We start from the raw sequence: 22,108 nt of genomic DNA on the forward strand, positions 1-22,108 counted from the left end.
CCAGCGACGTCTTTTCCCTGCGTCGCACCTTAAAGAGCTGACAGAGCTCAATTGCAACACGCAGTAATGTCGATACTCCACTTATAGGAGTGTTCATCGGCATGGAAAAATACCCGCTACTGCAGTCCCTTATCAAATCCCTTATCAAGCCCCTCACCCCCGAAAAACAAACGGAACTGGAAGAATTATTTAAAGACAAACTGAAGTTCACCTCTGTATTCGACATTACCCGACTTACCGAAAACGGCTTTAAGGAAAAAGTCGAGAATGAGTTCAAGAGCAAATATGCAAAACCGCTGGTCATCTCCAGCGCCAGCCTCGTCAAGTTCTACAACGATGCCAAATGCCTTGCCGCCCAGATCAGCCATCTGTATCGGGAGAAACAATTATCCTCAGGGGAACCCCAACACCGCTGGCACCCGGCAGGCATTCGCGCGGTCGAGAAAGAAGGTCCCACTTACACCAACCTGTTCAAGGAAAACTGGGACGACTCTTGCAAAATCGATTCGATCGCATCCATCGACTCGCCTGTCGCTTATCTTAGAGCGCTCTATTTATTTGCCGAACAACTGGAAATGAGTGCCTCGCAATCAAAAACTGAAATTGCGGTTAAAACAGAAAAAGAAGAAAAAACAGAAACAGAAACTAAAACAGAAACAGAAACAGAAACAGAAACAGAAAAAGAAACTAAAACAGAAAAAGAAAAAGAAAAAGAAACAGATAAAAAAACAAAAGCTAAAACTCCAACCGACAACCGGATACGTTTGAAAACGCGACGGCCGGAACTCGCGGAGTTAGTAATTGACCAGCACAACACTTTCACCCCACAGCCGATGCTCAAAATAGTCAACGACCTCTTGGAAAAAAACATTAAGGAGGCGATGAAGGACGGCCCCGATAAAGAAAAATCCACGTATGAGCTACTGGCGTTACGAAGTTACCCCTTCGCTCTGCCCTATGAAATTTCCCATCATCAATGCCTGTTAGGACTCAGTGGGGAAAAACCGTCGCTGGGCGAACTGAACTACCGCATCACAACACACCTTCCGCTCACACAGACAGTCAACTTTAAGTATGGCCAGATAAGGAACTCCACCCCGAGTGTCGCACAACAGCTGATGTCTGGACTAAGTCCAAAACAGCAGGATTTGTTGATCGAAGACCTGATAGCCACCCCCTCGGATAACTATTGGAAAAAAATCTATGGCACTGCAAAAAAAAACAGCCTGAAGGATCTTGACACCTTTCTGAAGCACACCGGGTTGAACGCAGAGCAACTTGAAGCACTGCTTGCGCAAGGCAAAAACTCCCCCCGCCTCTCCAGCAATTATCCAACGCCCATTGCACTTGACGGACTGTATGGAGCTCGTTACGTCCACGGTCCTTCCTTCAGCAACATCATTGACAACATGAAAGTCGTCGCCAAGGAGATTACCGCTACGTCATATGAGCGACTCCAACGCATGCAACGAATGATCCGCCTGCAACGCTGGCTGGATATTTCTTTCGTCGAACTGGATACCCTGATCATCAGCGCGTTCAACTCGTCGACGCCCATTAATCACGATATGCATCTCGACACTCATACCCTGCGTACCCTAGGGGTCTATCGCCATTTAAAGCGTCGATACTCTATTAACGCCGACGAGTTCGCGGCTGTACTTTATCAGCTATCCCCCTATGCTATCGGCGATCAAGTTTCCTTGTTCGACAGAGTATTCAATCAAACCCGTCTTTTTGAAAAACATCTTGCACTCGATGGTCGGTCATTCTCGACCGATGATACTGATAAGGCATCGCACACGGTCCTCCAACACTTGAGTGCCAGCCTTGGTCTGCCCTTGGCCGAGGACTCACTATTGAAGGTCGTAAAGAACACGCAGAAACACCTTGGCTCTCTCAAGGTTGCCTTGGACACCTTGTCCTCAATCTACAGACAAGCGCGGATCGCTCGAATGTTCGGTATCTCGATCGCCGACTGCACAACGCTGGCTACCTTGTTGGGAGGTGAAAGCGTGACGAGTTGCCTGACGAATCCAATCGATAACATTCGCACACTAAAAGTGACTGCCCGCGAAGGCAATATGAGTGTTGAAGTGGTCGCACGCTTTCACTTGCCTGGGCAGTTCTATCATGGCTACCTCCCCACGCTCCTGCCAGGCTCAACACTGAAAACAAGTACTTCATGGTTCGCCAACACAGATACCGTCAATGCGTTTTCAGTGTTGTTTCCCGCCCTTTCCGGCTCGGATAAAGTTGCCACGATCAGTATCTACGGCATTGTTACTGCCGCCCCGAATAGCGTGGTCTCTCTGGCGGGGTGTGGAATCAAGGTGATCCACGGTAATTTCGATGAACTTATCAAGCGAGATGCTTCTTGGGTGACCCTTACAAGGACTGAGCTCAGTGGCAGCGATATAGTACTTCCGCTCTTCAACACCCAGCTGCAACAGACTGAGCCCCTGAGGCCTGATCCCTCCAATATGCTTGATGTACTGATGCAATTGGACTGGATCACAAATTGGCTCAGTGAATCCGTCTACACCATCCCCAAGCTGAAACACCTCCTCCTGAGCACCACGAACAGCAATGATCATGCATTGCAGAACATGCAGCAGCACCTCACCAAACTGAAGAAAGATTCTGACCAGCACAAGATAACTACTGCGGAGATAAATGCGCTGTCGCTACCAAAGCTACCAGAAGATTCAACGTGGTGGTCTCTAATGGCCAGCACGTTGCTTGACGCCAACGGCCTGGTGAAGAACTTCGCACCCACCATCACAGACGATGTACCGAAAAAGCTGGTTGATGTGCTGCAGAGCGTCATAGCGCCACTGGTACTGAACATCGACGCTGCCGAAAACGCCAGGCTCAAAGACGACTGCCAGAAGAAGCTTAAAGACCTGCTGCTACTTGCCCATGACCGACAATTGCACCTGGTCGAACAGCTTTTACAGGAAACCTGTCAACTTCCCATGAACAGTGCAAAGGGTGTGCTGGTATGGGCCAATACATCGGCCTACGAGATCCTGATCGCGACGCAAGACGATGCGAATAACGAATCATACTTAACAAAACTTTCCAAATCGCTGCCCAAGGTACTGCGCCATGCCGAGGCTGCCGTTCAGTTGCACCTGAGCAGAAGCGCCCTGCACTTGTTCCTGGAACACCCCGACTGGTTGGAGCCGTCGGACACGACGCAGAAACTGACGCTTACATTGAGCAGTTTGTATCTTCTGGATCGTTTCAATCATGGGATGACCACCCATCAATACCCTGAAGAGAATGTTCTGAGCTATTTGAAATTCGCCAACTCGGAAGCCACCACAGCCGAAAAAAACAGCTTGCTGGCCGGCTTGCTGAACTGGACAACCGAGCAAGTTACCGTGCTGACAGCAACACTGACACATCAGCAAGCTCGAACCGTGAAAGACCTGGATTGGGTCATGCGTTGCTACACAACCTGTAAAGCCACAGGCCTGACAACGGGTTCACTGCTTGACGCCACTGCCCTGAACAACAACAGCACAACAGACGACTGGAAAAAAATCGGTGAAGCCGTCATGGCTACTAGTCGTTGATCCCACTACATGCTCAAGGAGTGAACATGTCTGCCACGATTGAAAAGCAACTCAACGAAAGCTTGCGTGATGCCCAACTCGCGCTCTACCTGCATGAAATAGTGCCCAACAATGAAGATTTGAAGACGTTGAATATCGCAACGCACCTCAACACTGCCAATGACCTCTATCACTACTGGTTACTTGATGTGCTGGTTAGCCAGGACGTGCCCACCAGCCAGGTGGACTGTGCCATTGCAAGCCTGCAGCAATACATCAACAGCATTCTGGCCAATATGGAGCCTGGGTATAACACGGCGATCATTGCGCCGGATCAGCTCGAAACCTGGCGTACGGTGATGCACCACTATTCGACATGGGCGTCCAGTCAGCAGCTGCACTATTTTCCGGCGATCTACCTTGACCCGACCCTTCGCACAGCCAAGACCGAGAGTTTTCAGCAACTGGAAAATGACCTCAACCAGAACCAACTGACATCCCGGTCCGTTCAAACAGCAGTAGTGAGTTATCTGACGAAATTCGAAGAAATTTCCAATTTGAAGACGCTCAATGGTTATATCGACGGAATCGACTTCGCCAACAGCACCTATTACTTCATTGCCAAATCCCGCGCCGCCAATACTTACTATTGGCGCTCGCTGGACATGTCCATGCGCCCCGAGAGTCCCCCCACGACTTCCGCTTCTACAACTGATCCTAAAGCTAATTCCGACAGCAAATACGATACGCCAGAGCCACAGGCCTGGTCAGACTGGAAACGCATCAACCTGCCGATCTCCGAAAGCGCCATCGAGCACACTATTCGTCCGGTCATGTTCAACAATCGTCTGTATGTAATCTGGGCTGAGTGTATTTTTCAGGACAAAAACTCTGTGAGCGGCGTTCAAACCAACAGTCGGGCGCCCACCAATCCGCTGTTTCGTTTGAACATGTGCTACAAAAATTACGATGAAAGCTGGAGTACGCCTCAAACCTGTCTACAGGGCTACGGCGGGAACGAAATGTTTCACGCCAAGACACTGACCGAGCTCAAGGGCATTACACATACAGTTGCCGTCCATGATGGGACACACTCTACAGAGTCACTACTCGTTGTCCTCTACGTTGGCAATAACGAAACGGGCAAAACAGAGAACACAGAGCACAACCTGAAAGCCCCGTTCTGGATGGCCGCGCATATTGATAAAGATTCTGAATCCAATGCAACATTCTCCCCCAAGAACGTGCCAGAAAACCCACCCAAACAAGAGGATGCTGAAAATCTACTCGATCGCCTCAAAACAGAATTCGGAAAATGGGTGACGGTATTTCTGCCTGTCAAAGCCGAGACCGAGCGCAATGTAAATCTCCAATTCAGGCACTCGACTTCCAACTTCGATCTGAAGCCACCCCGTATCAAATCCAGCAAACACACTACGTTAGGAACTGCAGAATTCATTGATTTTTCCGACTCGGATATCAAGCACAGCAACTATCAGGAAACCAAGGTTCGCGCCCCTGTTCGGTTGAACATCACCTTCGCCAAGCATTTGATTCATCGTGCCGAAACGAGTATGGACGAGTTGCTGAGCTGGGACTCCCAGCACTTGCAGGAACCTGCGATGGAACAAGGCAAGCGCGAGGAAAAGATGGATTTCTACGGCGCCTATGGGCGCTACTTTGTCGAGTTGTTCCTGTACTTGCCATGGCTGGTCGCCCACCGTTTCAACCAGTCATCCCAATACAGCGAAGCCGAGCGCTGGTTGCATTACCTGTTCAACCCCAGTCGTAAGGATGTCAAGGGTGGTCATCCAAACTATTGGAATACCGTGCCGTTGACCATTCCCACTTCACAGCCTGGCCAATCCACCTATGCCATTCAAGGCCCACAAGACCCGCATCAAATAGCCCTGAGCCATCCGGTGCACTTTCGCAAAGCCTTGTACATGCTCTATATCGATATTTTGATCAATCGCGGCGACATGGCTTATCGCTCATTGGCCCCCGATGAGCTGGCGCAAGCCAAGCTTTGGTACATCCGCGCCCAGGATCTGCTGGGCCCGCGCCCGGACCTCAAACAAACTGACGACTGGACCCCCACTACCCTCGGCGCCTTCATTGCCGCTAAAAACGAGGAATTGCGAACGTTTGAATACAAACAGGGCACTGAAAAAAAACACATCAACTCAAGCGACTCCGACAATCCGGTGCCCGAAATTTGTGTTCGACCTTATGCCCCCCCTCCTTCGGTGCATGCGATAGACACCCCCCATTTGCGTTTACCGTTCAACCCTGTGTTGATCGCGCGCTGGGAAAAACTCGAGAGTCGCCTGCATAACCTCAGGCACAACCTCGACATCGTCGGCAAGCCATTGAGGCTTCCACTGTTCACCGCTCCAGCGATACCAGCCGGACAGCTCGGCGCCAACCCGCAACGGGCCGCAGAGCCGGAAATCTATCAACGCCTGGGTTCGACTATCCCGCCTTACCGGTTCAGCGTCATGCATGCCCAGGCCATGAGCGCAGTGGAAACAGTGATTCAGTTCGGTAGCACGCTGTTGTCATTCATCGAACGCGCCGAGCAGGCCTTCTATCAGGAAACACAGCAGCAACACATCTGGGATATGGCGAACATTGCCGTAGACCTGCAAACCCAGGCGTTGAAAGTCGATCAAAAAAACAAGGAAGCCTTGCTCGCCAGTAAAACGATCGTGCAGGAGCGAGAACGTTATTACAGTGAGCGGGTGGATGAGGTGATCAACCCGGAAGAAGCCGCCGCCGCCGCATCGCACCTGGCGGGACGTATCGCAGAGGCCTCCGCCTACGCGGCCCAGGTGATTGGCCAGGGCTTGAAGGTGGTCCCCAACATTTTTGGCATGGCGGACGGTGGACATCGCGTGGAGGGGATTCCTCTTGCGGTCATGGCTGGAGCTCAAGGCCTGGCGGCAGCAGCGCATGGCACAGGTGAGGCGCTCGAGCGTGCAGCGCAATATCGTCGGCGCCATCAGGAGTGGACTCTCGCACGCGATCAGGCAAGGCTTGAAATCGCGCAACTCGATGCGCAGCTGGCGCTTGAAGCCGAACGAGAAATCGCCTCCGCTCTGCAGTTGCGACAAACACAAACGACACTCATGCAAGCCAGGTCCACCTATACCTTCCTCACCAAGCGCTTTACCAACGCACAGCTTTACCAATGGTTCACCGGCCAGATGTCCATTTTCTACTACCAGGCCTATGACTCCGCTTTGTCGCTGTGCCAATTCACCGAACAATGTTGGTGCTATGAGATGGCCGACACCACAACACAATCGTTCTTTCAACCCAAGACCTGGAACACCACTTATCGCGGACTTGGTCCCGGGGAGCCGATGAAGCTCGGCTTGGTGAAGATGAAGACCGCCTACCTTTTGGGCAACGAGCGCGAGCTGGAAATTCGCAAGACCGTGTCGTTACGCCAACTAAAAGAGAAGGATGCGAAGACGGGGGCAATCCATAAGGTCTGGGAGGATGGTGTCACAAAGGACGGGGTCAAAGATGACCTTATCAAAAACGGCTCCTGTCAATTCGAACTGACCCAGTCCCTGTTTGACGATGACTACCCAGGGCACTGCCTGCGTCGGATCAAGAGCATCAGTATCTCCCTGCCGACGACTCTGGGCCCTTATGAGGACATTCGCGCCCTCCTGACCCAGACCTCCAGTGAAGTCGTCATGCCCGGTGCCGAGAAAAAGTCCATAAAAGGCCAACGCGCCAACCAGCAGGTCGCCCTCTCGACAGGCATCGACGACAGCGGCCTTCTCACGCTGAACTTTCAGGACGAACGCTACCTGCCCTTCGAATACACCGGCGCGATTTCAAAATGGAAGTTGTCCTTCCCCAATCATGTTTCACAGAAAGCCATGCTCGAATCACTTACCGATATCATCGTGCATGTGAAATACACCGCCAGGGTGGATGGGGGTGAGCAATGAACGAACAGAGCTCCGTCCCTATCGCGCCTCCGGCGCTGCCCAAGGGTGGCGGCGCCATTCAAAGCATCGGCAACAACCTCGGTTCGGTTGGTACAAGAGGCACGGCGTCCTTTGAAATTCCCTTGCCTGTTACCCCGGGTCGCGGATTTGCCCCGGCCTTGACCCTGCGTTACAGCAACGCGCAAGGCAACGGTATGTTCGGCCTCGGTTGGGCCCTTTCCCTTGGCACAGTTGCACGACGTACCCGGCTGGGCGTCCCGGCCTACACCGATGACGATCTGTTCGTCGGGCCCGACGGCGAGGTATGGATGCCGGAGCGGGACAAGACGACCGGTGCGTTCATTTCCAAATACGCGCTGAGCAGCAATGGCAAGACACTGGAGCAATACACTGTCGTTCGCTACTACCCTCGAGTCGAAGCGGCTTTCGACCGGATCGAACATTGGTTCAGTGCGACCGACCAACCGGGCTTCTGGTTGATCTACCGCGCTGACGGCAGTCAACATCTGTTCGGAAAAACACCGGCAGCGCGCCGCGCAGACTCCAACGCCCCCTCGCGGGTAGGTGAATGGTTGCTCGAAGAAAGCATGAATGCTCATGGCGAGCATATTGTTTATGAGTACACCGCTGATGAGGTGACTGCTCGGGGCCCGGCCGATAACCGTGCCCAGCGTTACCTGAGTCGCGTTTGCTATGGCAACTTCACGGCTGACTCGCAGTTGTACTTGTGCAAAGTCGATGGCCTCAAGGATAAAAAATGGCATTTCGAGCTGTGTTTCGACTACGGCGAACGCAGCGTTCGTCTGGAAGACACACCCGGGTACAAAGGGACGCAACCGTACGCTGTACGCAGTGATCCATTCTCGGACTTCGCCTACGGTTTTGAGTTGCGTACTCAACGCTTGTGCCAACAGGTTCTGATGTTTCATTACTTCCCGAATGAACCATCAATGGGCGACAAGCCAGTACTGATTCGCCGCCTCTTGCTCCAGTATCAGACTTGCGCGCTTTCCTACAGCTGTCTGAGTGCGGCGTTGCCCCAAACCTTTGGCGAAACACACACCGATCGATACCAACCGCCTCTTGAGTTCGGCTACTCCGGTTTCACGCTCAAGCCCGAGGCTCGACACTACAAACCTTTCGAGGCACTGGCCAGACTCAACCACCAGGACCAGTTTCAGTTCGTCGATCTGAAGGGAGAAGGGTTGCCAGGCATTCTTCATCGAACCGACCAAAGCTGGCGCTATAGCCAGCCGTTGCGGGACGACAGAGGCGGGGATCACATCGTGTACGCGGCATGGAGCGAACTGCCCCGAATACCGCTGGCGGACAGGCGAAAGTCTCCTCGACAGTATTTCAGTGATCTCAACGATGACAGTCGTCCGGACTGGATCGTGGCGCACCCCGAGTTCAGCGGTTTCTTTACGCTGAATTCGAACGATGAATGGTCGAACTACACCCCGCTTGCCGCTGTTCCCACCGAGTTCTTCCATCCTGAAGGGCAGTTAGCCAGTCTGATGGGGAGTGGGCGCAACGATCTGATCATGATCGGACCGCGCAGTGTGCGCCTGTACGCCAACCAGAAAATAACCGGCTTCGCCCCGGCAACGCAGGTTTCACGTCACGCCGATGAAGATGACCTGCCTCAGCCCGGTAACTCACCCAGTGAACTGGTGGCCTTCAGCGATCTTCTGGGCAGTGGCCAACAGCACCTGATCCGTGTTCGCCACAACGAAGTGAAATGCTGGCCTAACCTGGGCCGTGGACGCTTCGCAAAGGGCCGAGTAATCGCCTCCCTGGACTTTGCATACGAACAGTTCGATGCGTCACGCATCCTGCTGGCCGACCTGGACGGCTCAGGGGCTGCTGACCTTATTTATCTGCAACCCGATTGCGCAAAAATTTTCATGAACCGCGGCGGCAATGGCCTGGCCCCCGCGGTCGAACTGCCCTGGCCCCAAGGACTGCGCCATGACCGGTTCTGCAAGGTCAGCGCCGTAGATCTGCTGGGGCTCGGCTGTTCGAGTCTGATATTCAGTGTGCCGGGGGACGCAACCCGGCATTGGCGCTATGACTTCGTGGAGACCAAGCCCTACTTGCTCGAAACCAGCAATAACAATATGGGGGCTGCCTGCAGCGTCAGCTATCGAAGCTCTGCCCAGGAATGGCTGGATGAAAAAAAACAGCTGCTCAAAAACAACAAACCAGCAATCTCCCACCTTCCATTTCCTCTGTTTTTGGTCAAACAGCAGAGCCAGCACGACGAAATTACCGGCAATCGTCTGACCCAGAAATTCAAATATCGTCGTGGCTTCTACGACAGCATCGAACGAGAATTTCGCGGGTTCGGTCTGCTCTTGCAAACCGACAGTCCAACCCATGGCAAGGGGGCACAAACCAGCCCCCATAGCGCACCGATGCTGACCAAAACCTGGTTCCATACGGGCCAAGCTATCGACCCGCTCAATCGTGATTACGACCGCAACGACAAGGACGCCATTGGCCTTCAGGCAACTATCCAGGTTTGGGGCGAACATTGGGGACCACCCGCGCCAACGCCCGAAGCAGCCCTAGCCAACGCCCATGCCCGGCAGCGCGAGCTCGCTCGAGCGCTTGGCGGCCGGACTCTGAGGGTAGAGATTTTCGGCCTGGACAAGGGCACAGAAAAAGAGAGGCAGCCCTATTCAGTGCAACAACATCGATATCGGGTCGTTGAACGCCAGGGTCTGGGTAAATACAGCCCTTACTCGATCATGCAACCGTTGGTTGTGGAATCCATAAGCTACCAGTATGAGCGCATCTCTGATGATCCTCGCTGTACTCACACGATCAATCTTGAATGGGACGCCTACGGCCACCTCACCCACAGTCTGGAGATCAGCTATGCGCGGAGAAAAACACCTGCCGACGCCCCTCCTTTCACGGATACCTGGCTGCAAAAATGGTGGCGCGATGCCCATGACGAGGATCAGCAGTATTACTACCTGAGCGAAACCAAGGCTCAGTTCATTCACATAGCTACAGCACAGGCCCTACGCCTTGGCCTGCGTTACCTACAGCGCACCAATGCTTTGAGGTTGCCTAAATCGCCCTTGGCCGCAGGGCTATCCCCCCAGGATATCCATTATGAAAACCTGCTTGAACGGAGCACTTCAAAGACCTGGGAAGACAGGCGGACCCTGACCGGTTTGTCTGTACAGCGTTACCGCAAACCCGATGCAAGCGGCACCTTCGATGACGGTCAGGCGAGCGTCGAAGGGTTGATTGATCACCAGGAAACCGCCGAATTCAATAAGCTGGCGTTGAGCGTCTACGACGAACACAAATCGGAGGATACGTCTTTTGATGTCACCAAACTTCTCCAGGACAATGGCTACCGAAAAATGCCCATTGCTTTACCGCCTGACGAAGACTGGGACAAAAACAATCCACTCTGGTCTGTACGTCGCAGCTTTTCCACGTATTACAAACTGGCCGGCTTTTACAGGGCACAGACCTTCAGGCAAAGCCAACAGCATGGCCCGACGACCATCACCCATGACCCCTATTCCTGCCTGATCGCCACTGTAGAACTGCCCGACCAATGCACCACCCGCGCGACAAAGATTGGCTATCGAACACTTCAGCCAAAACAGATCAGCGACCCCAACGGGAATTTCCAGGAAGCGCAATACAGTGAGTTGGGACAGGTACACGCCCTCACCTGGTACAAAAATGGCGTAAGTGAAAATGTCGGATTCAAACCGATGGCCACCTATAGCCGCCCTACCGATGATCGCCCCGACACCGCCATCGATGATCCGGGCAAGGCACTCCAGAATATCGCGAGTGCCTTTTTCTATGACTCGCTCAGCTGGATGGGGCGTATTCCCGCCGTTACAGGCGAAGAGTTGGCCTGGCGCAAAAAAGCAGTGGATAACAATGATCTGCTACCGACTGGGCACATCCGCGCAAGTACCCGTGCTCGCCTGACCGGCCTCAACATCAAGACGCTTTACGAGCAAACTCTTCAGACGCGAATAGACGGCGTACAACGCGAACCGGTTCACTGCGTCACGATGCAAGCGGACCGGTTCTCCTCCGACAGCGAAAAACAGGTACGCATCACCATCGCTTGCTGGGATGGCTTTGGTCGACAACTGCAAAAAAAACAACGCGTCGACCCAGGAAAAGCCCTGGACATCAATGAAGACGGCACCTTGAAACTTGAAAACGACACACTGCAGGAGCGTGATGTCAGCTTTCGATGGCGTGTCAGTGAGCGTGTCGAGTACGACAACAAAGGCTTGGTCATTCGTACCTACCGCCCCTATTTCAGTGCCAGGCATCGCTACGTCAATGATGAATCCCTGCGCAAGTCAGGACTTTGTGATCAGCAATTCCACGACCCACTGGGTCGACTCCTTCGTGTCGTCAATGCCAACGGCGATGAGCGTCGGCACACCTATCACCCCTGGTACTCAACGATCGAGGATGAAAACGACACCCAACCCGACACTACGACTCAGGGAGGTGCTCAATGAGCTCCCATATTCACAGTCACACTCCAACCTTGAACGTCGTCGACAGTCGTGGACTTCAAGTCCGCGAAGTCACCTACTTGCGTAATCAATCCATAACACAGCCTCAAGCCCGCATTACCCGCCACCTGCATGACATCAACGGCCAGGTGCTTGAGCAGCGCTTGCACACCAATAATGCACAGACCGCTGATTTGAAGCAGGTCCGCAGCCTGTCGGGCGCCCTGCTATTGAACTCCAGCATTGACGCAGGCTGGCGCCTGGCCTTCTGTGGCGAGGCCGGTCAAACCCTGAAAAGCTGGGATTCTCGCGGCAGCCATTGGCAAACGGACTATGACGATCAGCTACGCCCGCTGGTCATCAGCGAACAGTCCAAAGGAGGAGTCCTCCAGGCCATCGAGCGCTTTACCTATGCCGATAACTCAAGTGCCCATACGCAAAACAACCAGTGCGGACGCTTGATTCGCCATGATGATCCGGCGGGAAAACGACTGTTGTCCAAGTATGACCAGGCAGGACAACTGCTCAGCGAAACGCGACATTTCCTGAAGGAGCAACAGCCTGCGAACTGGCCGCAAGCAGTCGATGATCGCGATAAGTTGCTCGAAGACCAGACCTACACCACCTCCTGGCAGTACGCACCCACTGGTGAAACCCTCGAACAAACAGATGCCAAAGGGCATACGCAGCGCTTCTGGTTCGATGTCGCTGGCCAACTCAGGAAAGTCACCCTGCAACTCGCGAGTGCCACCCAACAAACGGTGATTCTCGATCAAGTCAAATACAACGCGCAGGGTCAGATCGAATCGCAAACCCTGGGAAGCAAGATCTTAAGTGAAGCGACTTATACGCCTGCGAACGGCCGCACGAACCGGCGGACAATTTCACGGACGGGGGGAAGCATTCTCCAGAAACTGCACTATGCCTATGACGCGGTCGGCAATGTGTTGAGCGTCGAGGACCACACGAAACCGGTACAACACAACGCCAACCAACGCATAAAGCCGGTCAACACTTATGTCTACGACAGCCTTTATCAACTGGTCCAGGCTTCAGGCCGTGAAGAGCAGGGAGCAAGCATTCGCGCCCCTCTTCCCGATTGGTCGACAAGGCAGGGTGACCGGAGCCGACTGCTCAACTTCACTGAGCATTACACCTACGATGAACATGCAAACCTGATCAAGCTGCAGCATCGCCGCGAAGGCAACAACTACATCCGCAATATGCATATCGCCTCTGGCAGCAATCGCGCATTGCCATGGAAAACAGGCGATGCTCCAGCCGACTTTGCAAAGGGCTTCGATGCCAACGGCAACCTGCAATGGTTGCAGACAGGCCAACCCCTGCAATGGAACGCGCGCAACCAATTACAACGTGTGGAACTGGTCGAACGCGACAGTGAGGGCGCGGATGCAGAAACCTATCTCTACGACGGCAACGGTCAGCGTGTCCGAAAACGGCAGACTAAAAAAGTGCACACCATCACCCATGTCCAGGACGTGAGCTATTTACCGGGACTAGAGCTTCGTGAAAGTGCCACTGAAAAACTTGAGGTCATCACCTTGCAGGCTGGAGGCTCGACGGTACGCTGCCTTCATTGGAGCAAAGGCACTCCAGCACAGATCACGAATGACGCTTTGCGTTATAACTTCACCGACCACCTGGGCTCAACGACCCTGGAACTGGACGCCGAGGGCAGACTGATAAGCGAGGAGGGTTACTACCCCTTTGGCGGTACTGCGTGGAGGGCCGCGCGCAACACGCTGGAGGCGAAATACAGAACCGTTCGCTACTCAGGCAAAGAACGCGATGCCAGTGGCCTCTACTACTACGGGCATCGCTATTACGCGCCGTGGTTGCAGCGCTGGATCAGCCCTGATCCGGCGGGAACCACGGATGGGTTGAATCTGTATCGATTCGTCGGCAACAACCCTGTCACTCATCAGGATTATTTGGGTCTGATGAAGTACGAAATCGAACCATTCAGTACCGCCGCCACGGCAGCTGCACCTCTGAGCACCCAGATAGTCACCGCACACAACACGTTCAACTCGAGATTCATAACGAATACACAAGATATAAACAATTACGTGTTGGCCTATGACCTTACCTGGACCACGCGAGGACTGCTCTACATGGGGGCTGGCAACCAGATAGGGGACATACTTAATAGCCGTGAACACTCTTGGGGACTCACCCACCAACTACGAACAAATATCGGTGCATATCCATCAACCCAAGTCATGGCAGAACATGCCGTGGCAGCCGGGGCAGGTATGTGCGATGAATTTGCAGCGGTCAGTTCACGTTTGGCGGCCTCTTCATTACGCGGATTCGGGACACCTATCCATATAGCGCAAATACCAGGACATACCTTCACCCTGCTGGGTGATCCCACGCGGGATCCGCTCGTCGTCGACCCCTGGGTGTCCTACCCGATCCCGGATCGACTTTCCCAAAGCCGTTACAACCACCCACAATTGCAGGCATTCAATACCACACCTGCCATGCCCCAGGACCCAGCCTATGCGATTTCACTCGCCAACGTCGCCACTCACACCCCTCTGTACACTGGAGTACGGCCATCAATGCAGCCTCCTTTGCATCAGAACATTCAAAATGACCTCAACAGCCCGGCCGGAGTAAGCAGTTGGGTCTGGGATCAAATGTCATCGCAACAGCAGTCCAGTGACATTTGGGCCATTTCAAATTACACGTCATTCAACTTCGCAAATGTTCCCGTGCCTCATCTGTCCAGGCTTGATGCCACGGCGTTGCTTCCCAGCATCTATGCAATTCAATTCCAACAGCCAAACCCATTCAGAAGGATTTGAATCTCGCGCACTGACTGCATGGGTCAGCACAAACCGGATCGTCCAGGTTTTTCGAATCGTGATGCTGGCCATGATGCCTCCTGCAATCAATGAAATCATTGATTGCAGGACACCTTGTTCCATCAAAACTCGCAGAGCTGCCGAACGGCCTTACACGCAAATCGCATTGGTAAACACCAACCGATTGCCGAACGGATCGCTGATCGTCATGTCCTGGCTGCCCCACGGCATCGCCTGGATCTGTGGGTGTGCGAATTTGTATTCCTTGGCCAGCAATTGTTGCTGGAATGCCTCCAGCTCATCGGTCTCGATCCGCAACGCCGAGCCAGGTGTGCTGTCGCCATGGTGTTCGGAGAGGTGCAGCACACATTCGCCTCGGGAGACTTGCAGGTACAACGGAAAGTTGGGCTCGAAACGATGCTGCCAATCGATCTTGAATCCCAGGAAGTCGACGTAGAACTCCACGGCCTTGATTTCATCGAAAATCCGCAGGATGGGGGTGGTTTTGCCGAAGCTCATGGCGTTGCTCCCAGACTGATAAGGCCCACAGTGTAGCTGGGCGAGATGTCAGCGCTTCGGCTTGGTGATGGCTTTCTTTAGTCTCAATGTGCCATCACTGTGACGCAGCACTCGGAATGTTTACTGGAAACCATCACGCAAGTCCCCGTCCCTCGCCAGAAACCGCCCTTCCCTCCTTCCGTTTGCCTGGCCTTCGCTGTAACTCAAGGCACCGTTGACCCAAACCCCATCGATACCTTCCGCCGCTCGTTGCGGATCATTGAAATCAGCCACATCGCGAATGGTCGCAGGATTGAACAACACCAGATCCGCCCAATGTCCTTCACGGATTTCGCCACGTTCCTTCAAGCCAAATCGGGCCGCCGACAACCCGGTCATCTTGTGCACGGCGGTATGCAGCGGAAACAGCCCCACGTCGCGACTGAAATGTCCGAGCACACGTGGGAATGCGCCCCACAAGCGTGGATGCGGAAACGGGTCTTCCGGCAATCCGTCAGAACCGACCATCGACAGCGGATGCGCGAGGATTCTTCGTACGTCCGCCTCGTCCATTCCGTAATACACCGCGCCGGCCGGTTGCAGGCGTCGAGCGGCGTCAAGCAACGGCACGCCCCACTCGGCGGCGATGTCCATCAGGTCACGACCACCCACTTCAGTGTGCGGCGTTGACCAGGTGATGGTGATGCGATGAGCGTCGGTGACTTGCTTGAGGTCCAGCGTCGATGAACTCGCCGCGTAGGGATAACAGTCACAGCCTACCGGGTGGGTTTTCGCCGCGTGTTCGAGGGACGCTAGCAGTTGTGGACTGCGCCCCCAGTTACCGGCGCCGGCGCATTTGAGGTGGGAAATGATCACTGGTGTTTTGGCATGACGGCCGATCTGGAACGCCTCGTCCATGGCCTCCAGCACCGGCTCAAATTCGCTGCGCAAATGGGTGGTGTAGACCGCGCCGAAAGCGGTCAGCTCTTCAGTCAGTTGCATGACTTCATCGGTGGAAGCCGAGAACGCGTTGGCATAGGCAAGCCCCGTGGACAGGCCCAACGCACCGGCCTCAAGACTGTCGCGCAGTTGCTCGCGCATCGCGCTGATTTCGTCCGGCGTGGCGGTGCGGAACAGGTCGTCGAGGTGGTTGCTGCGCAGCGCCGTATGGCCGACCAGTGCAGCCACGTTCAGCGTGGTGTTCGCCGCTTCGACGGCTGCGCGGTAGTCGCTGAATCTCGGATAAACGAACGCCGCGGCGGTGCCGAGCAGGTTCATCGGGTCGGGCGGATCGCCGCGTAAACTCACCGGTGACGCACTGATCCCGCAGTTGCCGACTATCACGGTGGTCACACCCTGGCTGAGCTTGGGCAGCATCTGCGGCTGGCGGATTACCACGGTGTCGTCGTGGGTGTGAACGTCGATGAAACCTGGCGCCAACACGCGACCGGTGGCGTCGATTTCTTCGGTGGCGCGGGCATCGTGCAAGTCGCCGATGCGCTCGATGCGGCCGTTCAGGATCGCCACGTCGGCGGGATAACCGGGCGCGTTGCTGCCGTCGATAATCAGGGCGTTGCGGATCAGCGTGTCGTACATCAGGTCAGTCTCCCAGCGGCAAATGATCGTCGCCGCCGCGGTAATCGTCGAGGGCGAGTTTGATCCGCCGCAGACGCTCTTGATTGTCTTCAGGATTGGCCAGCGCCAGCTCGGTGGCGAGCACGTCGATGGCCAGCAACATGCCGTAGCGCGCCGCCGTGGGTTTGTAGATGAATGAGGTTTCGACACCTTGCAGCGGCAGCAGCACATCCGCCAATTGCGCCAGCGGCGAGTCGGCCCGGGTGATGGCGAGAATTCGTGCGCCGTAGCTGCGCGCCAGCTCGACGGCCTCGAGCAGTTCGGGGGTGATGCCAGTCAGCGAGCAGGCAATGACGACGCGTTCGGCATCGAGGCTGGCGGCGGTGACGCGCATCATCACCGGGTCGTGGCACACCGCAATCGGGTAGCCGAATCGCACCAGCCGCACCTGCAATTCATCACTGCACAAAGTCGAGCAACCACCCATGCCGAAGGCGTGAATCATCCGCGCCTTGCCCAGCAATTTCACCGCGTCGGCGAAACGCGACTCATCGAAGGCCGACAGATGCTGGCGCAAGGTCGACTCGATATCGCCAACGATCTGTCCATAAAACGCCGACTGCTCGGGCGTGCCCGCCGGGTCCAAAAAACGACTGCCGACGCCGCTGGCCTGGGCCAGTTGCAGACGCAGATCGCGCAAGTCGCGACAGCCGACGGTGCGAGCAAAACGCGAGAGCGTGGCGGTGCTGACTTCCGCTTTCAGCGCCAGTTCATCCAGGCTGGCGGCGGAGGCAAATCCTACGTCGTCGAGCATCAGCCGAGCGATGCGTCCTTCACCCGCACTGAAGGAATCCTGACGGGCGCGGATCTGGTAGAGGATGTCCATGGCGGGCGGCTCCGGCTAAAGCAGGTAAGAAAGGCCAACGGTCAGACCGAAGGCGACGACCGAGATAATGGTCTCGAGCACCGTCCAGGTCTTGAAGGTCTGGGCGACGGTCATGTTGAAGTATTCCTTGATCAACCAGAAACCGCCGTCATTGACGTGGGAAAAGATAACCGACCCCGCGCCTGTCGCCAGCACCAACAGCTCTGGATGGGGATAACCCAGACCAATGGCCACCGGCGCAACGATACCCGACGCAGTGGTCATGGCCACCGTGGCAGAACCGGTGGCGATGCGCATCAACGCAGCAAACAGCCAGCCCATCAACAGCGGCGACAGCTGGAACACCTGCGCCAGACTGACGATCTGGTCGGTGACGCCAGCGTCTACCAGAATCCGGTTCAAGCCACCGCCCGCGCCCACCAGCAAGGTGATGCTGGCGGTCGGTGCCAGGCATTCGTTGGTGAATTTGAGGATCGATTCGCGGCTGAAGCCTTGGGCCAGGCCCAAAGTCCAGAAGCTCAGCAAGGTCGCCAGCAACAAGGCGATCACCGAATTGCCGATGAACAACAGAAACTGATTGAAACCACTGCCCGGCGTAGAAATCAGATTGGCCCAGCCGCCGACCAGCATCAGCACCACCGGCAGCAGAATGGTCGCCATGGTGATGCCGAACCCCGGCAGGCTGTCGCGTGGTTCACGCTCGAGGAACTGACGCTCCAGCGGGTTATCGTCCGGCAGTTGAATGCGCGGCACGATGAACTTGGCGTAGAGGGGGCCGGCGATGATCGCGGTCGGTATCCCGATCAAAATCGCGTAGAGCAAGGTCTGCCCCACCGAGGCCTGATAGGCCTGCACCGCCAGCATCGCCGCCGGGTGCGGCGGCACCAGCGCGTGGACCACCGAGAGCCCGGCGACCATCGGCAAACCGACCATCAGAATCGACACGCCCACGCGCCGCGCCACGGTAAATGCGATCGGCACCAGCAGGACAAAACCGACTTCGAAGAACAGCGGCAGTCCAACAAGGAAAGCGATGCAGACCATCGCCCAGTGGGCATTTTTCTCACCGAAGCGGTCGATCAACGTTCGCGCCATCTGCTCGGCACCGCCGGACTCGGCCATCATTTTGCCGAGCATCGTGCCCAGCGCGACCACCAGCGCAATATGGCCCAGCGTCTTGCCGACACCCGCCTCATACGCCCCCACCACGCCCGACGGCGGCATCCCCGCCAGCAGCGCCAGGCCGATGGACACCAGGGTGATGACAATGAACGGATTGAGTCGGTAGCGGGCGATCAGAACGATCAGCGCGATGATGGCGATGGCGGCGTAAACCAGCAGCCAATAGCCGAAGGACGGTGTCATGCGGTACTCCTCGAAAGGGTCACGTCGAATGGGTTGTGAAACTCATAAAACATTTCGAGGCGTGATTTTCAAACGAGGTGAAAGTAATTTTCGTGAAGGGATAAGGGTTGTCGCGCAGAGGTATGCGAGGTCGCTAAATATGCAAATCAGATAGGCGAATTTACACCCCGATTTCCCTGTGGGAGCGAGCCTGCTCGCGATGAGGGAGAGTCAGTCAACAGTGATGTGACTGATACACCGCCATCGTCGGAACGCCGCCCGGAGCCGGCTCGCTCCCACAGGGATTTTGCTGGAGACCTCAGTCGTGACTGACCCGGGCGCGTTTGAGCAGCTTCTTGCACCGTTCGGACAAGTGCAGCACGCGCAGGTGCTTGCCGGCCTTGGTGTAGCGGTCACGCAGCGTTTTTAGCGCGGCTATCGCCGAGTAGTCGACGAAGCTCAGGTGGCGACAATCGATCGTCACTACGGGTGGGTCGTTGGCGGGGTCGAACTGGTTGAGAAAAGGCGTAGTCGAGGCGAAGAACAGCGTGCCATGCAGGTGGTAGAGCTTGCTGCCGTCGACTTCAAGATGACTGTCGGCATAGAGCTCGCGGGCCTGCTGCCAGGCGAAGTTGAGCGCTGCAATGATAATCCCGCAAAGCACGGCAGTGGCCAGATCGGTGAACACCGTAATGACCGTTACCGCGATGATCACCAACACGTCATTCAACGGCACTTTGTTCAACACCCGAAGCGAGGCCCAGGCGAAGGTCTGCTGCGACACCACGAACATCACCCCGACCAATGCGGCCAACGGAATGCGCTCGATCAACGGCGACAAAAACAGTATGAACAGCAGAATCAGCACACCGGCCACCACACCGGACAGCCGACCGCGACCGCCGGAGCTGAGGTTGATCACGGTCTGGCCGATCATCGCGCAGCCGCCCATGCCGCCGAACACACCGGAGACCATATTGGCCGCCCCCAGCGCCACGCACTCCCGATCCGGGTAGCCACGGCTCTCGGTGATCTCGTCGGTGAGGTTCAGGGTCAGCAGGGTTTCCAGCAAGCCGACCAACGCCATCAATATCGCGTAGGGCGCGATGATGCGCAGGGTTTCCAGGCTCCAGGGAATGTCTGGCAGCGCAAAGGTCTGCAAACCGCCGGCGATGTGCGCCATGTCACCCAAGGTGCGGGTTGGCAGACCAAGCAGATAAACCGCCAGCCCGACACCCAGAATCGCCACCAGCGCCGGCGGCACGGCGCGCGTCAGGCGCGGCAGCACGTAGACGATGGCCATCGTCACGGCTACCAGCCCCGCCATCAGGTACAGCGGCATGCCGCTGAGCCAGACGTCACCGCTCTTGAAGTGTTCCAGCTGCGCCAGGGCAATGATGATCGCCAGGCCGTTGACGAAGCCGAGCATCACCGGGTGCGGCACCATGCGCACCAGTTTGCCCAGCTTCAGCAGCCGAACGCCAGCATGATCAACCCACCCAGCAACACAGTCGCCAGCAAATACTGCACACCGTGCTGCACCACCAACGCAACGATCACCACGGCCATCGACCCAGCGGCACCGGACACCATGCCCGGCCGCCCACCGAAAAGCGCGGTCAGGGTGCAAATGATGAAAGCGCCGTAAAGCCCCATCAATGGATTGAGGTGCGCAACCAGCGCGAAAGCGATGCATTCGGGTAGAAGAGCGAAAGACGTAGTGAGCCCGGCCAGGACATCGGCGCGCAGATGTTTGGGTTTCATGTCTGATCTAAATACAGGCGGGAAAAGAGGAGGCGGATGTTACGGAATTGGGGTCGGCCCGGCCAGTTATTGGGTCGTCAGAAACGCAATCGCGGGCAAGCCACGCTCCCACAGGTATTGTGTCGTTCGCGAAACTGATGAACGACACAATACCTGTGGGAGCGTGGCTTGCCCGCGATGAACGATGACGCGGTCTAGAGTGAACTCAAACCATCTCGTCACGAATCCATTCAATCACCGAAGTCCGCTTCGGCGCCCAGCCCAGCAACTCCCGCGCCTTTTTACCGCGAACCCGGCTGTTGGAACCCAAACCATAGTTGGCCATTTCATACCCCCACTCGGCTTCGGCCTCTTTCAGCGGCCAGTCTTGTGGCTCACCCAGATTCAGCGCTTGGGCAATCGCAGTGGTCATGTCGATGAACGACGCTTCACCGCTTTCCACGAAGTAGAAAGTGCCCGGTACGTTGTTGGTCAGCACCAGCAGGTACAGGGCAACCACGTCTTCGATGTGCACGTTGGACCAGATGTTCTGGCCGGTACCGACATGCCGGACCACGCCACTTTTACGCGCCTGTTTCAGCAAACGCGGCAACTGCACGCTGTCGCGATTCACGCCCAGGCTGTGGCCGTAGATCAGGGTGTTGCAGATCACTGCCGAGTTCACCCCGTCCTTTGCTGCGGCAAGGATCAGGTTGTCGATGGCCACGCGCGCAGCTTTGTCGATAGTCGGCTCCGGCAGGTTGTCTTCGAAATAGATAACGTCGCTGGATTTACCGCCCGACGCATCGCCGACAATGCTCGAACCGCTGGTGTGCAGGAACACTTTGTTGGAACCGCGAAGTGCATCGAGCAACGCTTCTACCGCGCCGCGATGGTCGCTGCTGGCGGCGTTGATCACGGCATCGGCAGCGCGGGCCTGTTCGGCCAGTAGGGCGCTGTCGTCAAGCGTGCCGAGCACCGGGGTGATACCCAGAGCGCTCAGTTCATTGGCTTGTTCGGTGCTGCGAACCAGGCCAGTCACCATATGGCCAGCCTGGACCAGGCCGGTGGCGATGGAGCCACCGATAAAACCAGCTGCGCCGGTTACGAATACGTTCATGGAGAGACTCCCAGCGTTAATAAGTGATGCAGCCAGTATCGAGGACCGATGCCA

Annotated in this window: 9 protein-coding genes and 1 pseudogene; 4 read left to right on the top strand and 6 right to left on the bottom strand. The window is 55.8% G+C overall.

Annotated elements, in window-relative coordinates:
• Positions 1–101: 101 nt before the first annotated feature.
• The 4 genes from ACQ4OB_RS14905 to ACQ4OB_RS14920 are packed head-to-tail and all read left to right on the top strand — an operon-like array spanning position 102 to position 14,888.
• Positions 102–3,584 (top strand): Tc toxin subunit A, encoded by a 3,483-nt coding sequence (locus ACQ4OB_RS14905; RefSeq protein ID WP_430955952.1) that lies wholly within the window; start codon positions 102–104, stop codon positions 3,582–3,584.
• A 26-nt stretch (positions 3,585–3,610) separates the two neighbouring features.
• The gene (locus ACQ4OB_RS14910) at positions 3,611–7,534 is read left to right on the top strand and encodes a neuraminidase-like domain-containing protein (protein ID WP_074873597.1); all 3,924 of its coding nucleotides are present in this window, start codon (positions 3,611–3,613) and stop codon (positions 7,532–7,534) included.
• Positions 7,531–12,057, top strand: a complete 4,527-nt coding sequence (locus ACQ4OB_RS14915) for a SpvB/TcaC N-terminal domain-containing protein (protein WP_430955953.1) — start codon at positions 7,531–7,533, stop codon at positions 12,055–12,057. The genes ACQ4OB_RS14910 and ACQ4OB_RS14915 overlap by 4 nt, the downstream gene beginning before the upstream one ends.
• Positions 12,054–14,888: an RHS repeat-associated core domain-containing protein gene (locus tag ACQ4OB_RS14920; protein ID WP_430955954.1), complete on the top strand. Its 2,835-nt coding sequence runs from the start codon at positions 12,054–12,056 to the stop codon at positions 14,886–14,888. The genes ACQ4OB_RS14915 and ACQ4OB_RS14920 overlap by 4 nt, the downstream gene beginning before the upstream one ends.
• Positions 14,889–15,038: 150 nt before the next feature.
• Here the strand turns inward: ACQ4OB_RS14920 and ACQ4OB_RS14925 are convergent, their stop codons facing one another.
• The 6 genes and pseudogenes from ACQ4OB_RS14925 to ACQ4OB_RS14950 all read right to left on the bottom strand — a co-directional run bounded on the left by ACQ4OB_RS14925 (position 15,039) and on the right by ACQ4OB_RS14950 (position 22,054).
• Positions 15,039–15,407 carry a glyoxalase superfamily protein gene (locus tag ACQ4OB_RS14925; RefSeq protein WP_074873591.1) on the bottom strand — a complete coding sequence of 123 codons (369 nt, stop codon included), beginning with the start codon at positions 15,405–15,407 and terminating at the stop codon, positions 15,039–15,041.
• Positions 15,408–15,527: 120 nt separating this feature from the next.
• Positions 15,528–16,985 (bottom strand): N-acyl-D-amino-acid deacylase family protein, encoded by a 1,458-nt coding sequence (locus tag ACQ4OB_RS14930; RefSeq protein WP_430955961.1) that lies wholly within the window; start codon positions 16,983–16,985, stop codon positions 15,528–15,530.
• Between the two features lies 1 nt (position 16,986).
• The gene (locus ACQ4OB_RS14935; protein WP_074873589.1) at positions 16,987–17,847 is read right to left on the bottom strand and encodes a MurR/RpiR family transcriptional regulator; all 861 of its coding nucleotides are present in this window, start codon (positions 17,845–17,847) and stop codon (positions 16,987–16,989) included.
• A 15-nt stretch (positions 17,848–17,862) separates the two neighbouring features.
• The gene (locus tag ACQ4OB_RS14940; protein ID WP_430955955.1) at positions 17,863–19,212 is read right to left on the bottom strand and encodes a gluconate:H+ symporter; all 1,350 of its coding nucleotides are present in this window, start codon (positions 19,210–19,212) and stop codon (positions 17,863–17,865) included.
• A 298-nt stretch (positions 19,213–19,510) separates the two neighbouring features.
• Positions 19,511–20,955 (bottom strand): annotated as a pseudogene (locus ACQ4OB_RS14945) (SulP family inorganic anion transporter).
• 205 nt (positions 20,956–21,160) lie between these two features.
• Positions 21,161–22,054 (bottom strand): NAD-dependent epimerase/dehydratase family protein, encoded by an 894-nt coding sequence (locus tag ACQ4OB_RS14950; protein ID WP_430955956.1) that lies wholly within the window; start codon positions 22,052–22,054, stop codon positions 21,161–21,163.
• Positions 22,055–22,108: the final 54 nt, after the last annotated feature.

The sequence above is a fragment of the Pseudomonas sp. ES4 genome, from assembly GCF_050586665.1.
In the GTDB taxonomy this organism is placed as follows: Bacteria; Pseudomonadota; Gammaproteobacteria; order Pseudomonadales; family Pseudomonadaceae; genus Aquipseudomonas; species Aquipseudomonas frederiksbergensis.